Source organism: Trichococcus flocculiformis (genome assembly GCF_963662535.1).
Lineage (GTDB): Bacteria > Bacillota > Bacilli > Lactobacillales > Aerococcaceae > Trichococcus > Trichococcus flocculiformis.
Window position 1 is genome coordinate 3,006,730 of record NZ_OY759718.1, and the last position, 14,947, is coordinate 3,021,676.

Here is a 14,947-nt window from a genome sequence, read left to right on the forward strand (position 1 = left end):
TCGACAATCAAAATAGTGTTATAATGATAGACAATGATACACCAAATTTGAATTAACCTTTATTGACCAGACACAGCTATTGCCTCTGCAAAAGAAAGAAGGAAAATGGATATGTTCAGAATAAAAAATTTCGAAGATAACAATGATGTGAAAATTGTCGAAGAGATGGGCGCATTTAAGGTCGTGGAATACTTGAAAGATTTGAGTGTCGATCACCTGACAGCTCAAGCTGCCTACTATGCTTCTGAAATGAACGTCAGAAGAAGACAGCTGGTCTGCGATGTCAGCCTTTCCGACATCACTGTTCAATCAGGAGCCATGCAGTGGATGGTCGGGAATGTCAGTGCTACAACCGGGCTTAAAGGCGTGGGCGATTTTTTGGGAAAAGCGCTTCGAGGGAAAGTCACGAATGAATCCGCAATTAAGCCTGAATACACCGGAACCGGAAAACTGGTATTGGAACCGACCTATAAGCATATTTTGCTGATTGATGTCGATGACTGGAATGGCTCAATTGTAATCGAAGACGGATTATTTTTGGCTTGCGATTCGGAATTGAACCACAAAGCAGTTATGAAGTCCAACCTCTCTTCTGCTGCGATGGGCGGAGAAGGTCTTTTTAACCTAGGTCTTTCTGGCGGCGGGATTGTCGCACTTGAATCGTACGTACCAAGAGAAGAACTGATAGAAATAGAGTTGGAAAATGATGAATTGAAGATTGATGGGAATATGGCGATCGCTTGGTCCGGCAGCCTTGAATTTACAGTGGAACGATCTGGCAAGACACTTATGGGTTCAGCCGCATCCGGCGAAGGTTTGGTCAATGTCTATCGTGGAACAGGCAAAGTTTTGATGGCGCCCGTTCTCCGGTAAAAAAACATGACCTATCGATCGCTTGTTTCATTTTTGATACCAAGCGATGCCATTCACTTAAGCAAGTTGACAACTGTAAGAAAAGCTGAACGGGTTCGTTCAGCCCTGAAAGAAATTTAGGAAATCTGTCCGCCTGAGCATCGAAGAGCGCAATAGGGCAGATTTATCTAATTTCCGAAGGGCTAACCCGTAAAGCTGGACATCATTTTAGATGCATGAAACATTTTGCGAACTTGTGAAACACCTACGGTGATGCACTTTTGAGTAAAAAAAATTTTATAAATTCCTATCCCATAAAAAAAGCGAGGATGCCTGATGCATTATCGCTTTTTTTTGACTGCGGGGCCAAATTGTTGAATGTTCCTCAGATATTCGACAATTTCGATCCAGCAGGATGTCAAATTGTCGAAAGTTTCTCGGCATTCGACAATATCGGTCCAATCTGGTGTCAAACTGTCGAATCTACCTCACCTATTCGACAGTTTTGGCCACCACGCTGAGCATTATTCCTCCTGCCTCTTATTTGTCACTAGCCTTCAGTTACTGACATTTAGTTAGTCACTGTGCTTTTTTAACCATTCAACGGCCACAGTCGCAAAAGAACCCGCTCCGATCGGAAGAGCCGCTTCATCAAATAACACACCCGGATTATGGTGCGAGAAGTTATTTCCTTCAACTTTACAATTAAGCATGATATAGGTTGTCGGCAAATGCCTGGACACAACAGCCATATCTTCAGAAGCCATGATCCTCAAATCCGGATAGCCTTTAAAGGCAGGATTCCCGGTTTCCAAAATTTCCGCAATTTCTTCGGTCAAGTCAGGATCATTGTATAAAGATGGCACACTCGCAAATATTTCAAAGTCTATTTTTGCCCTTGTCGTTTTCTTTATTCCCGCCAGAATATCCGTTATTCTCCCTTTTACATACTCCCGCACTTCATCATCGTAGGTGCGTAATGTTCCTTGCATCTCTACAACTTCAGGAATGATGTTGCTGTTCGATCCTCCCGAGAACATTCCGAATGTTAAGGTAGCTACAGACAACGGACTCACTTCTCTTGAGATTAGTTCACCAAACTCTTGATAAATGATCACGCCTGCATTGATAGGGTCTATGGAAGTATGTGGATACGCTCCGTGGGCACCCTTTCCCGTAATTGTGATCTTAAAATTGTCACAAGAGGTGCTTGTATGTCCCTTATAATACTCAAAACTTCCGACACCTTGATTTAATCCCGTATGCATAGCAAACGCCACATCCGGCTTGGGATTTTCTAAAATGCCGGCTTCAATCATATCTTTCGCTCCAGCAAATATCTCCTCGCCTGGTTGGAACATAAGCTTGACCCTACCGTGAATGTCCGCTTTATTTTCAAGCAATATTTGTGCAGCAGTCACCAGCATAGCGGTGTGCAAATCATGTCCGCACGTGTGCGCCATATTGTTCGTCGCTTTGTACTCCAGCTCATTCATTTCCTTCATCGGAAGGGCATCCATGTCAGCACGAAGAACAATCGTTTTGCCAGGTTTCTCCCCTTCTATGACGGCACTCAGCCCCATCTTCCCCACTTCTTTGACTTCCAACCCGATCTCTTCCAATCTGTTCCTGACGTAGGCTCTTGTATTGGGCAACTCCATGCCTATTTCTGGGTTTTGGTGAAGTGTCCTTCTGTCCTTTACAAGTTGCTCTTCCAGCGCATAGGCTCTTTCATAGTATTTATTCATGCTTCCTGCCCCTTTCTAATGCTTGACGAGATTCTTTTTCTTTGCAATTTTATTTGCGATCATCGGTGTCAGAACACTTGTGATTACCACTGCCATCGCGATTTGAGATACGACCAAGGGTACAATCGGTTCAAGTTCAGGGTAGGCTTGTGCAATAACACTTGGGGCCGCTAAAGACACGCCGGCTACAGAGGTCAACGCAATCGCGGATAGTCCATTCGCTTTCAACAGCTTCGTTTCCGTAAAATATAAAGTCGGCAAGAGGATGATATAAAATAGGACGCTTAAGATAATCCCCGCCAGCCCAGCTTTTGCCGCCTGAAACAGATTGATGCTGTCTCCTAAAACCCATCCAAAAAAGGGCATGATGATGCCGATAGCCGGCAAGCAAAAATCTCTGAATTCATGATCCAAATTCCCGATGATCATCCCCGCCAACAGAGGAATCACAACTGAGATAATCGGCGTCCAGACTATATCAGTACCGCTTGATAAGGAATAAACCAACAGAGGGACAGCAGGCACACAAAACACACCCGCTAAACCAAATGCCAATGCATCGTCTTTTTCTGACAAGTCTTTAACCAGAGCCATATACAACGCTGGATTTGTACTGGTAAGAACGACAATGATCGCCAAAGACGAAAGTCCGAGAATCGTTCCCCCACCCAAATACTTGATCATCAGGAATCCCAAGACATACGCTATCATAAATTTGATCACCAGTAACATGCCTTGTTTTTTCATTATTTGAGCCAAGCTTTTAACATCCAAACCCATAGCTGAGACAAAACATAAAAATCCTACAATATAGTTGGTTCCCTGAGCGGAGAAAAAAGCTTGGCTAATCGATCCTACATAAAGCCCTTCCGGAAAAGCCGTGTTCAACAGCGCACTTAAAAACATCGGGATCAATAAAGTTCCTCCGGGAACTCTTCTCATAAGTTTTAGCATGACCCTTACTCCTTTGCCTGGCATATTTTTTGCTGTGCTTGAAAGTGTTCACTTTTGTTCCTGGAAATCTGTTCAACTTCATTTGGTTCTGATCGTTGTATATGCTTACTTAAATTGTAGCATATCTCCTTTCATTCCTCATTTTTTCCATGCTTGCGTTCATTCAAAAAAAGGATCGGAACAAAGTGTTTTTGATACACTTTGTTTCGATCCTCTTGCTTATCTGCCTGGATTGATTCCAAGCGAAATGCGGCCGTAGCGGGTGATGCGATCCAGCACCCAGGCCGGACTCCAGACGATTTTGATTTTGACCTCTGTGATGAACCCCAGCGGATCCAGCTGCTCATGGACCCCCTTCAAAATATGCTCCGAGCAAGAACAGCCGGCGCCCGTGAATGTTAGGCGGATGTTGCAAACCCCTTCATCATCTAAATCGATGCCATAAATCAATCCGAGATTGACGATATCAAGACCGATTTCGGTATCCATAACGTTCATCAGTTTTTCTTCCAGTTCTTCCTTATACTGGCTCGCCAGACCCGTATACATGATGCCCTTTTCCACTATTCGGCACCCTCCTTTATTTTTCCTCAAATGGGTTGCGGTTGAAGAAGTCGGTTACGGCACCTTTCGATGCAGAGGATACGATGTGTGCGTATTTGCCCAGGACACCGCGCGACTTCAAAGGCGGCAACACCATTTTTTCGCGTCGTTTAGCCAATTCTTCATCAGATACTTTCATCGTCAACTCACGCGTATCCTGATCGATGATGACCGTATCATCCGTTTCCAATAACGCGATCGGTCCACCGTCTTGTGCCTCCGGTGCGATATGTCCCACCACGAAACCGTGGGAACCGCCGGAAAAACGACCATCGGTAATCAGACATACTTTGATGCCTTTTCCTGAAATGATGCTTGATAAGGAGAGCATTTCCGGCATTCCCGGTCCACCCTTCGGCCCGACAAAGCGGACAACCACCACATCGCCGTCCACGATTTCTCCGTTCAGGGTCGCTTCGATGGCTGCTTCTTCGGTGTTGAACACCTTCGCAGGTCCTTCATGGCGTCGTTGCTTCAGTCCGGAAACTTTTACAACAGCGCCATCCGGGGCAAGATTGCCTTTCAGGACAATCAGCGGACCATCTTTGCGTTTCGGATTCTCAAGCGACATGATCACGTCCTGGCCTTCTGCCAAAGGTGCCACATTTTCAAGATTTTCCGCCAGTGTCTTTCCGGTTACGGTCAAACAATCGCCGTGTAGCAAACCGTTGTCAAGCAGGTATTTTTGAACGGCAGGCACCCCGCCGACATTGTATAGATCTTGGAAGACATATTTTCCCGAAGGTTTCAGGTCAGCCAAATGCGGTACCCGTTTTTGGATTTCATTGAAGTCTTCGATCGCAAAGTCCACCTCAGCGGCATGGGCGATCGCCAACAGATGCAAAATGGCGTTCGTCGATCCACCCAATGCCATCGTGATCACTACGGCATTTTCCAGAGCTTTGCGCGTGATGATGTCGCGCGGTCGGATATTTTTTTCGATCAAGCCGATGATGGCTTCGCCTGCTTCGAAAACATCCTTCAATTTATCACCGGTTGCTGCAGGATTTGACGATGATCCCGGCAAACTCAGCCCCATCGTTTCGATTGCCGATGCCATCGTGTTGGCTGTATACATCCCTCCGCAAGCCCCTGGTCCAGGACAGGCGTTGCATTCGATTGCCCGAACTTCTTCTTCCGTCATTTCACCGTTGTTCCACTTTCCGATGGCTTCAAAAACGGATACGAGATCGATGTCGTTGCCATCTTCATCTTGCCCCGGTGCGATTGTACCCCCATAAACAAAAATGGATGGAATATTCGCATTTGCCATCGCGATGACAGAGCCCGGCATATTCTTGTCACAGCCACCGATACTGATGAATGCGTCCAGATTCTGGCCGCCCACCGCAACTTCGATCGAATCGGCAATCAGATCGCGCGAAGGCAATGAATAGTTCATACCCGGCGTACCCATGGCGATACCATCTGAAACGGTCACTGTCGTAAACTGGATCGGCCAACCGCGTTGCTTCTTGATGCCGTCTTTTGCGATTGCAGCCAAGTCGTTCAAATGTATATTGCAAGGCGTGTTCTCAGCCCAAGTGCTGATTACCCCTACCATCGGCTTTTTAAAGTCTTCGTCATGCATGCCTGTCGCACGCAACATCGCACGGTTCGGCGATTTCACGACTCCATCATAAACGAAGCTGTTGATGCGTAAATCTTTTTTGTTCTTTTCGTTTTCCATTCCAAAATCCCTCCCGTATTTTCATGCACAAACACTTACTACTAATCAGATTTTAACATTTCTGCCCACAAAAAACTATCAGGGGCCCTCCCTAAATCAGGACATGGCGGAAAACGCTCCATGTTTACGCGGCAAAAGTTGCGTACTCAATTAATGATTTCGCCTTTATTATCGGCCAATTTTTCTTGCCACCGACGAAGGTCCTCAGGCGTCTGTCGCAACCACTCCGTTGCTTCGCCGACAATCTTTAAAGGTGCTTGCGAACGGTAGGAACGGGTCAGATTCCCTGGAAATTTCTTGTCTGTAACATTTGGGTCATTTTCGAAATCCCCTGTCGGCTCCACAATATAAATCCGTTCCGATCCATCACCTTTCGCCAATGCGGCCGCAAGTCCCGCCCCACTGATCACAGCCGTGAAATAAATGTGGTTCATTTTAAGTCCGGATTTGTAATTCGATTCTCCTTTTGCTGTCAGCAGCTCGCCGACCTGCAGATCTGCTCTTGTCCCATGAAAAAAAGGACCTGGATCAGAAGGCGTATCCTTATACGAATGCGATAATGCAACATACTTTTTTGCCTTGTCCGGATCGGATAACGCCTCATAGCATTTTGCGATGTTCACATACAACGATGGAAAAGCGCTCTTAACCGCAACATCGTTCAGTTTCAACGCAAACTGCAAAGATGTTTCGAACCATTTTAATTTGTCTGAACTATTTTTTTGATGTCGGGCTACATAATAAGCTGCAATGAATTTTTCAAAGTCGTCTGTTGCTTCACTCCAGGCTTTCAGAAATAGTAAGCTTGCCTCTTCAGGTTTGCCGCTGTCTTCCATGCCCATCCCCCTAAGGAGAAGTTGAATGATTTTGTTATTGGGATTGAATTGATTATCCATCTTGATTCACCTCTTCATTATTGACTTCATAGGGTTTTGCGATTAACTAAATCAATTTCTGTATTATAATAACCACCGATACTATTGTAAAAAATTAATCTTACTTGTTGTAATAGCTATCACAGTAACGCTCAATATATTTTATAGCATTCTCTGTCCCATTTTCTTCAGATAAAGCACTTTTTATATTTTGAGCCTTTTGCTTTACTTCAGCTTTTTCTACTTCTTTAAATCTACTGATTAGTTCTTCAGTTGTAACTTCACTTTCTTTTATTGGTTTTAAAGCATACCCTAACTTATATAGTCTATTTGCCCAAAACGGCTGATCCACTGCAAAAGGGATAATTATTTGTGGCTTGCCACTTTTTAATGCCGCTGCCATCGTTCCAACTCCACCATGATGTATTATTCCTTTAGCTAAAGGAAATAACAACGTATGTGGAGCTGCTTTTATTGTTAAAATCTCTTTTTCCCTTTCAAAAGCAATTCCACTATTACCTGCTATAATAATTGCACGATTATCGGTTTCTTTTAATGCCTTAACTAATTTTTCCTTGAATAGATCTGGTGACTTGAGGGGCATACTGCTAAATGAGATCACAAATGGTTCTTTTCCCAAATTAATAAACTCCAGTATTTTTTCCTCAAGCACTTCATTTCCTGTATCAAGATAGAAAAATCCTGGTAGATACACTTTATCTCCCCAACTTTTCACATTTTTAAATAAATACGGACTAATGGGATAGATTATAGGTATTTCTCTGCCATCAATTTTAAATGTGTACTCACCACTTTTTCTCTTCGGTAAGTTTAATGTTTTCTCTCTAAAATCATTTACTTCTTTAATACTAGCAATTTCTGCCTTATCCATTATTTTATATGTTAATTTATTAATAACTTTACCTAAGTTTCTGGTAGGTGATATTGCTAGATTAGGAAACTCTTCAATTGGATACATTATTGGAACTGGCGGCATGCTTATACAAGGGATGCCTAAAGACTTTGCTATATCAGGCGCTCCAAAAGCTTTAGGATGATAAATAATTACATCTGCTCCTTGTGCACTCTTATAAAAATCATCTAATGTTTTCCTATATGCTGGATTCACCACATCTCTTAAATAATGCTTAGTCTTTATTGGATGTTTGCTGGCATCATTAAATACCATTTTCCCTTCTTCAGTCTCAAGCATAGCCATCAAATCACTTGTAGCCTCTTCAAACTCAACACCATTTCCTTCAATAAAAGATTGAAAACTTTTCCCAGTACATATTACCGCACTATGCCCTTTTAATATTGCGGCTTTTGCTAAGGCAACATAAGGCTGCACGTCCCCTCTTGAACCCAGTGTAAATATGGCTATTCTCATAAAAATTCCTCCTTATATGCAGACTTTTTCAACACTTTCGCCCATCCCTTATATTTCTTCATAATATCATCCAATTCAACTTTTCCATTTAATTTCAATCTATTGGATATCCCCGCGCTTTTCGCTATATCTTCTGTAGATGCTTTTTTGTATTCAAATCTTGCAAAATATTCAATGCCTGCATTAATTATATCCATCTACTTTTGTGATTCTAACTGATAAAATTTATTATTCATACTTCCTCCCATTGACCAAATCGGTTAGTCTATTAATATAAGTATAGATTGTTGACTATTTTTTTCAAGGTAGCCCGAAATATAAAAAAAGCAGAAATCAGATAGATGGTGGAACAGGCGAGGGAAAGGGCGATTGAAGAAGGCCTAGAGGAGAAAGTCGCGTTTCAAATAGCGGATGCGCTGGAACTGCCCTTTGAAGAATCCACTTTCGATGCTGTAATTGGGGAATCCGTACTGGCCTTCATTGAGGATAAGTCACGTGCCTTAAGTGAGCTAGTGCGGGTGACGAAATCGCAGGGCTATGTCGGATTCAATGAATGCTCTTGGATCAAGACGCCCCCGTCTAGTTTGGCCAAGTATATCTTCGACGTGTTGGGAGCTGTTTTCTTGACTCCGAATGAATGGCATGGCATATGGAAAAGAACGGGGTTGAAAGAAGTTACAATGAAGAGCTATAAGGTGCGGGCTTTGGAACAGTGGGGCTACGAATTCAGGGGGCTGCAACTCAGGGAGTATTTTGGTGCCTGGTACAAATTTGTGAGATTGCTGTTCACAAGCCCGGAGTGCAGGCGATGGGCCAGGAAGACACTTAGTATGCCCCGCAATATTTTCGCTGCATTTAAATATTTTGGTTATGGAATTTATGTCGGAAAGAAGTTAATGGCCAACGTAGAAGACCCAAATATCTAGGTGAACAATTATTTCGTGTTCACGGTTGTTCTATTAGAAAAAAATAAAGTGAAAATTCCTAGAGAATGTACGGACACATTACATTTTCTAGGGCCTTTTTTTATGTTCTCGGAGTAGCGCCACCCCGCTCTTGTTCCTTCCGACGTGAGTAGTTGACCAATTATCATAAAAGCACTCTTTTTTATTGTTTCTATATCAGCAAAATATATTTAAAACTATCTATTTATCCCTGAATAGTTCATACCAATACAAAAATGATCTGTTACTCAAAACTTTACCGAAATTTGTATTTTTTATGACTACTGCTATAAATCGATGACTGGGATAACAATCATTAAATAGCCAAGAGGCTGGGACAAACGTCCCAGCCTCTCTGATATATACGAATGTTTGCTTCGCAGGCGTGCTCCAAAAGGCAGCCCCGAACCACTTCACGAATAATGCTCTGAATACTCAAAATATCTCTGCATTCATTTAATCTCATACTTAATAACTTGATTTTATTTTCATAATTATGTACATGACCAGTCTTTCTATAGTGGCAAATCCTTCTTGGTAAAAATGACATTAGAGGCTGCATACAAGACGAAGGTAATGCCTCCTAAAGCCACCAATCCCCAACCAAAATCTCCACCTGTTAGAATTGCTTCAGTATCAAATAGAGTCGTTATAGTCAGATACTCGAGATTTTCTGATGTATCCATCAATTGTTGTACCATGGTAATAATAAAGAATGTAAATGGAATTCCGCCACCAATAGCTAAAGCTAAACCTGTACGGTTGAATAGCGTTGATGCAAAAAAGGAAATCGAACTAAGAGCCAATATCAACAACAAAAGTCCGACACTTAACCAAATATACGCTTCAGCATCAAATTCCAACGCTTCATCGACCGCTTTGGCAGAGCTGACCATGCCATTATTAGCCATTGTAATGATTTGTTGCTCGGTTAAATCCGTTGCTAGCATCGCCGCTTCTAGTGCCACTGGATCTTTAATCAAGGCAATCTTATCCGCAACTTGATCAGTCTCCATATTCAAAGCTTTCGCTGAAGACTCAATCACTAATTGCATTAAGATATCGGCATTATCTTCGGATACCATGACAGTCGGTTGTGTAGCCGGTTGTGCAGTCGCTTCTGTACCCTCTTCATTTGGTGTTTTTTCCTCTTTAACGGCGACTTCAGTTTCCTGTTCAAGTGAAACTATTTCATTATTGATAAATTGTTGGTATTCATTCACTGACAAGCCTGTTACTTTCGCACCAGCAACAAGGGCATCGTTACTCAACAGAAGCAGGGTGGGTTCAGCGGCCAATTCCTCCGCTGTGATTTCAATATCTTCGTCTTCCATGTCTTCATCATCTTTGTAGATATCCCAGCGTTCATCGGTGATGACTGCTGCGGCTTCCTCATAGGAGCGGTCATTGATGACACTCTCAAGATAGATCGTATAGGCTTCGGTATCCATATTTCTGACTGCAGCTGCTTCCCGCATGGCATGATCGTTTTCCAAAATTAGATACATATGCTCGGATATATAGCCCTCATCTTGATTCAATGCCTCAGCGGCTGCCCGCACATCATCGGTAATGGTATAGCCGGTGACGTTTTGATACTTAAGTTGGGCTGCAACCAGCCCGGTGGATCCAATGATTCCATACATCAAAACAATGGAAAGGACCAAAAAGATCGATTTAGTAAAAATAACACTGGACCGTTTAATCGGAGTGGATAAGGTATAGGCCATTGAGCCAGAATCCACTTCATTAACCACCAGGTTGTTTGCGGTGAACACGACGTAGACAATTCCCAGGATAACGGCAATCAGTTTATAGAAGTTTTCCAGACTTCCCAATAAGCTTGTCATCGTTGATAAGATATTAGAAAATCTTGTCCCTTCAGCAGCAGATGCGATTGCCGCGAAGCCTTCTGCATCAAAAGTTACCGTAAAGGCCGATAGGATCATCGCTGCAACGAAAGTAATAATAACCCAGAGCTTCCAATTGGCTTGAATACTTTGCTTAAAAATTGGTTTTGAGAACATCTTATTTTTCCCCCTTGAACACTTGCGTGACATAATCTTCGAATGTGACTTTAATTTCCTTGAAATACACTAAGTTAAATTTCTTTAAATCTTGGATCAAACGATTAATATCTTGATCATGAATCATGATGTTTAATTGCAGGTCGTCCACCTTAACCCGATGTAGGTCATAACCGAGACTGCGGAAGTGCTCGAAATCTTCAATCGATTTAAACTCCATTTTATAAGTTTTCATCTTGTTATAGCGGATGTCCTTCATATCAATCACATCAATGATCATCCCATCACGAATGATTGCGACGCGGTCACAGACCTCTTCCACTTCTTGGAAAATATGACTGGACATAAAAATGGTTTTCCCTTTGGCTTTTTCCTCTTTCAATAGCTCGATAAAGATATCCCGCATCAAAGGATCCAGTCCTGTCGTTGGCTCGTCCATTATCAAAATATCGGCATCAGAGGCAAAAGCTGAGACGATAGCGGTTTTCTGCTTCATTCCTTTGCTCATGGCTCGGACATTCGCTTTCGCGTCTAATTGGAGCTGGTCAATAACATTCTCTGCATATTCCCAATCACCTCGACCTGATAAATAAATCTGATTTTTGATAAAATCCTCTCCGGTCGAATTACCTGGAAAATTAATTTCACCAGGTATATACGATACATAGCGCTTTACCTCTGCACTACTTTTGTTCGCATCAAGCCCATTAATGGTGACCGTTCCTTCATCCGGTGTTAAAAAGCCCATCATGTGTCGGATCGTCGTGGTCTTGCCTGCACCGTTTACACCAACAAAGCCATATATCTCACCTTTTTCAACTTCTAATGACATATCGAAAATACCGCGTTTCTTTCCATAGTTCTTTGTCAGATGCTTAATTTCAATGTACGCCATGTTCTAGGTTCTCCTCTCCGGCTGCTATAGATTTCTTACGATCATAGAAGTCCATAAAGTAATCTTCCAGTGTAAATTTAATTTCTGAGATAAAACGAATACTTACTTCACTTAGTTCGGTAAACAACCGTTGCATCGTCTCATCTGTCAGATTTAACTTAACTTGATTCTGATCGGGCCGTTCGACCGGAATTTTAAATTTCGTTCGGGCCAGGAACTGTTGGTAATCTTTTTTTGTCGCAAACTCTATTTTAAAAGTTTTGTTTGTATTATGTTTAAGTTTGGCTGCTTCAATAGTTGAGACAACCACTCCATCCTTGATGATGGCAATCCGGTCACACGTTGCATCCACTTCACTGAAGATGTGGCTAGAGAGCAGAATGGTCTTTCCTTCTTTTTTTTCTTCCAAAATAAATTGGATGAAACGTTCTTGCATGACCGGGTCCAATCCTGAGGTTGGCTCATCCAGAATTAATACCTTGGGATTATGCATGAAGGCTGTCACCAATGCCAGCTTTCGTTTAGAGCCAAGACTCATTGCTTCAATTTCCATTGCTGAATCCAATTCAAACATTTCCTTCAGATAATCTGTTCGGGACATATCGCTGATTTGTCTTTCTTCAGCCATGAATTGGATAAAGCCCTCTCCGGTCATCCCCTTCGGAAAGGCCAACTCTCCAGGTAAGTACCCAACATCATGTTTAATGATAGCTGCTGATTTCCAACAGTCTTTACCATTGATATATAGTTCCCCTTCTTGAGGCTTGGAAAATCCCATCAAGTGGCGGATAGTAGTGGTCTTCCCGGCACCGTTAGGCCCAAGAAAGCCAAAGACTTCTCCTTCTGCTATCTCAAAGGAAACATCGAATATTCCCCGTCCATGCCCATAATCTTTGGTTACGTGTCTTACTTCGATAACTGACATAGTGTCACTGCCTTTCTTTTAATTTGCTTATGTAAGATAAATTACATTCGTTTCTTTATTTACATTTGTTACAATTTCTATTATACTAATATCGAAAAGCAGAACAAGATACATATAATTGGTATTTGATACTTAACTTACATTCTTTTGATAATTGATAGTTTTCCTTAAGGAGGAAACCCAGGATGGAGCAATTAGATTTAAGGGTTCAAAAGACGTATAAAGCCCTAGTTGAAGCATTTGAACGCTTACTACTAGAAAAAGAATTTGAGAGTATATCCGTAACCGAAATATGTGATGCTGCCATGATTCGTCGCCCCACTTTCTACAAGCATTTCTTGGATAAATATGACTTCATAACTTTTTTCATTAAACACAAGATGAATAAAATATTTGATTTTGCCATTCAAAAGTCAAACGATGAAGGTGTTGATTTTTTCATTGTTGTTTTCGAGCAGCTTTTGGATCAATTCGACAACCTCTTACACCTCATTTTCAGTATTCAAACGAATGGGAACAGCATCTTTGAACTTGAAAGTGTACGGGAATACGGAAAGAGTATGTTAAACAATTACGTAAAAAAAGAGGACACTGACAAGGAACTGCCTCTGCAACTAAGTTATAAAGGACAGATTATTATGGGCATCACGATTCAATCTGTTTTTTGGTACAAAGATAAGAAAAGTCAAATTAGTCGTAAAGAGGTTATTGAACTCTATACGCAAACACTGGATAGACTTCGTTGACAGCATTAACAATTTTGCGTAAATGGCTTGTTCCCACTGCAGATTATTCCTCATTTTGTAACTATTCTAAAAGACTATGACAGACCCGTAAGGAATAGCAAATTTCTTAAGTTACGAACGCGATAAGCTTAAAAAACTAAGATGCTAACCCTTTCTTACAGGATTAGCGTCTTAGTTCCGTAGGTTAATTGGAAGGTAAAAAAAAGCGGAAAGCCCGTCATCATAGGCTTTCCGCTTTATCGATTCTATTCTCTTTTTCAAACCTTTTCTGTCACTAACTCAGGAATACCGTCACACCGCCATTCTCCCAAAAAAAATGACCTCATTTATGATAAGCATGTGCGTATCATATTCAACTGCGGTCTTTTTATCGCACCATTCATGTTATGTAACTCGTATCTCAACTGTATATTTTCTTATTGGCTATTTGATCCGTTAATAAATAATACATTTACTTTAAATGGATCAATTAGTTCTTAACATATCTGGCTTTTTGTGCGGTTAACATCACACTTGGGTGGCTGTGAACCCAATGTTTATCAACACCTGTTATTCTTTGAAATCCAGTTCGGATACTTAGATTCATTTCTTGAGAATAGGCATTTCCTATTAAATCTTTATACTTAATTTCCATTTTTATATTACCGCCACGGTGATTGTATTTTTCTGGAACTGCATACTCTAAAAGACGCCCCTCCGGTTGCTTCTCTAAATGATCGTCTATATCTTCAGGCATTTCAAGCAAATATATACTCAAATCAACTAACACCCTCATAGAAGTATCTTTTTTGAAATAGTTAGATACTAGGGACTGCCGCATATCTTCCTCGTTATAAGAAATGAAGCTTAGTTCAAAGTCAACTGCATCCCCTATTCCTACATTGGTGATTACTATCAAAACATTGAATGGTGTATTTGATTTTTCTCCATCCAGACTAAATATAAAACTGCTATCGAACTTATGTATATTATTATCTGTTTGGCATATTAACAATGGAGATATAGATAGTCGTCTCTCTTCTCTGTTCATTTCTATCATAAACTCTCTGTCATTTTTAGACTGTTTCTCTGAAAATTTAATAGTCATAAATATACCAACTACTGAAACACCAGCTCCGATTAAGGACCCAATATAACTTCCCAAAAAAGAAACCCAGTCGCTGTTAGAAATGTTGCTATATATGCCATTCCCTATAATAAGATGATCTATTCCAATTGGAATAAGAATTATTAGGACAATAACTAAACAAATTAGTAAAACAGGATATTTCCTCAAAATCGTTGTTCCCCCTAATATT

The 14,947-nt window shown here is 41.4% G+C and carries 14 protein-coding genes; 3 read left to right on the forward strand and 11 right to left on the reverse strand.

Going from position 1 to position 14,947, the window contains the following annotated elements; all coding sequences use genetic code 11:
* The first annotated feature begins 111 nt into the window (after positions 1-111).
* On the forward strand, positions 112-873 hold the full coding sequence (locus tag ACKPCD_RS14270) for an AIM24 family protein (RefSeq protein ID WP_321433614.1): 762 nt from the start codon (positions 112-114) through the stop codon (positions 871-873).
* A gap of 554 nt (positions 874-1,427) precedes the next feature.
* Here ACKPCD_RS14270 and ACKPCD_RS14275 read toward each other — a convergent pair.
* From ACKPCD_RS14275 to ACKPCD_RS14305, 7 genes are all read right to left on the reverse strand, one after another.
* Complete coding sequence (locus ACKPCD_RS14275) at positions 1,428-2,600, reverse strand: M20 metallopeptidase family protein (RefSeq protein ID WP_321433615.1); 1,173 nt, start codon at positions 2,598-2,600, stop codon at positions 1,428-1,430.
* Positions 2,601-2,615: 15 nt separating this feature from the next.
* Positions 2,616-3,578 carry a 2-keto-3-deoxygluconate permease gene (locus ACKPCD_RS14280; protein ID WP_083546498.1) on the reverse strand — a complete coding sequence of 321 codons (963 nt, stop codon included), beginning with the start codon at positions 3,576-3,578 and terminating at the stop codon, positions 2,616-2,618.
* A 195-nt stretch (positions 3,579-3,773) separates the two neighbouring features.
* On the reverse strand, positions 3,774-4,118 hold the full coding sequence (locus ACKPCD_RS14285; protein WP_232309288.1) for a metal-sulfur cluster assembly factor: 345 nt from the start codon (positions 4,116-4,118) through the stop codon (positions 3,774-3,776).
* 16 nt (positions 4,119-4,134) lie between these two features.
* Positions 4,135-5,847 carry a dihydroxy-acid dehydratase gene (ilvD, locus tag ACKPCD_RS14290; protein WP_321433616.1) on the reverse strand — a complete coding sequence of 571 codons (1,713 nt, stop codon included), beginning with the start codon at positions 5,845-5,847 and terminating at the stop codon, positions 4,135-4,137.
* A gap of 146 nt (positions 5,848-5,993) precedes the next feature.
* A complete protein-coding gene (gene arr / locus ACKPCD_RS14295; RefSeq protein ID WP_407702694.1) occupies positions 5,994-6,470 on the reverse strand; it encodes an NAD(+)--rifampin ADP-ribosyltransferase in 477 nt (158 codons plus the stop codon).
* 373 nt (positions 6,471-6,843) lie between these two features.
* A complete protein-coding gene (locus tag ACKPCD_RS14300; protein ID WP_321433618.1) occupies positions 6,844-8,112 on the reverse strand; it encodes a glycosyltransferase in 1,269 nt (422 codons plus the stop codon).
* Positions 8,109-8,309, reverse strand: coding sequence for a hypothetical protein (locus ACKPCD_RS14305; protein WP_321433619.1), 201 nt, complete (start codon positions 8,307-8,309; stop codon positions 8,109-8,111). Before ACKPCD_RS14305 ends, ACKPCD_RS14300 begins: the two co-directional genes overlap by 4 nt.
* 144 nt (positions 8,310-8,453) lie before the next feature.
* Between ACKPCD_RS14305 and ACKPCD_RS14310 the strand changes: the two genes are divergently transcribed.
* Positions 8,454-9,038 (forward strand): methyltransferase domain-containing protein, encoded by a 585-nt coding sequence (locus ACKPCD_RS14310; protein ID WP_321433620.1) that lies wholly within the window; start codon positions 8,454-8,456, stop codon positions 9,036-9,038.
* Positions 9,039-9,571: 533 nt separating this feature from the next.
* Here ACKPCD_RS14310 and ACKPCD_RS14315 read toward each other — a convergent pair.
* The 3 genes from ACKPCD_RS14315 to ACKPCD_RS14325 are packed head-to-tail and all read right to left on the reverse strand — an operon-like array spanning position 9,572 to position 12,903.
* Positions 9,572-11,083 (reverse strand): ABC transporter permease subunit, encoded by a 1,512-nt coding sequence (locus ACKPCD_RS14315; RefSeq protein WP_321433621.1) that lies wholly within the window; start codon positions 11,081-11,083, stop codon positions 9,572-9,574.
* Between the two features lies 1 nt (position 11,084).
* On the reverse strand, positions 11,085-11,978 hold the full coding sequence (locus tag ACKPCD_RS14320) for an ABC transporter ATP-binding protein (RefSeq protein ID WP_321433622.1): 894 nt from the start codon (positions 11,976-11,978) through the stop codon (positions 11,085-11,087).
* Positions 11,965-12,903, reverse strand: coding sequence for an ABC transporter ATP-binding protein (locus ACKPCD_RS14325; RefSeq protein WP_068621758.1), 939 nt, complete (start codon positions 12,901-12,903; stop codon positions 11,965-11,967). The genes ACKPCD_RS14320 and ACKPCD_RS14325 overlap by 14 nt, the downstream gene beginning before the upstream one ends.
* A gap of 185 nt (positions 12,904-13,088) precedes the next feature.
* On the opposite strand from ACKPCD_RS14325, the gene ACKPCD_RS14330 reads away from it, so the two are divergent.
* Complete coding sequence (locus tag ACKPCD_RS14330; RefSeq protein WP_068560325.1) at positions 13,089-13,649, forward strand: TetR/AcrR family transcriptional regulator; 561 nt, start codon at positions 13,089-13,091, stop codon at positions 13,647-13,649.
* A 469-nt stretch (positions 13,650-14,118) separates the two neighbouring features.
* Here the strand turns inward: ACKPCD_RS14330 and ACKPCD_RS14335 are convergent, their stop codons facing one another.
* Positions 14,119-14,925 (reverse strand): hypothetical protein, encoded by an 807-nt coding sequence (locus ACKPCD_RS14335; RefSeq protein ID WP_068560322.1) that lies wholly within the window; start codon positions 14,923-14,925, stop codon positions 14,119-14,121.
* Positions 14,926-14,947 lie beyond the last annotated feature (22 nt).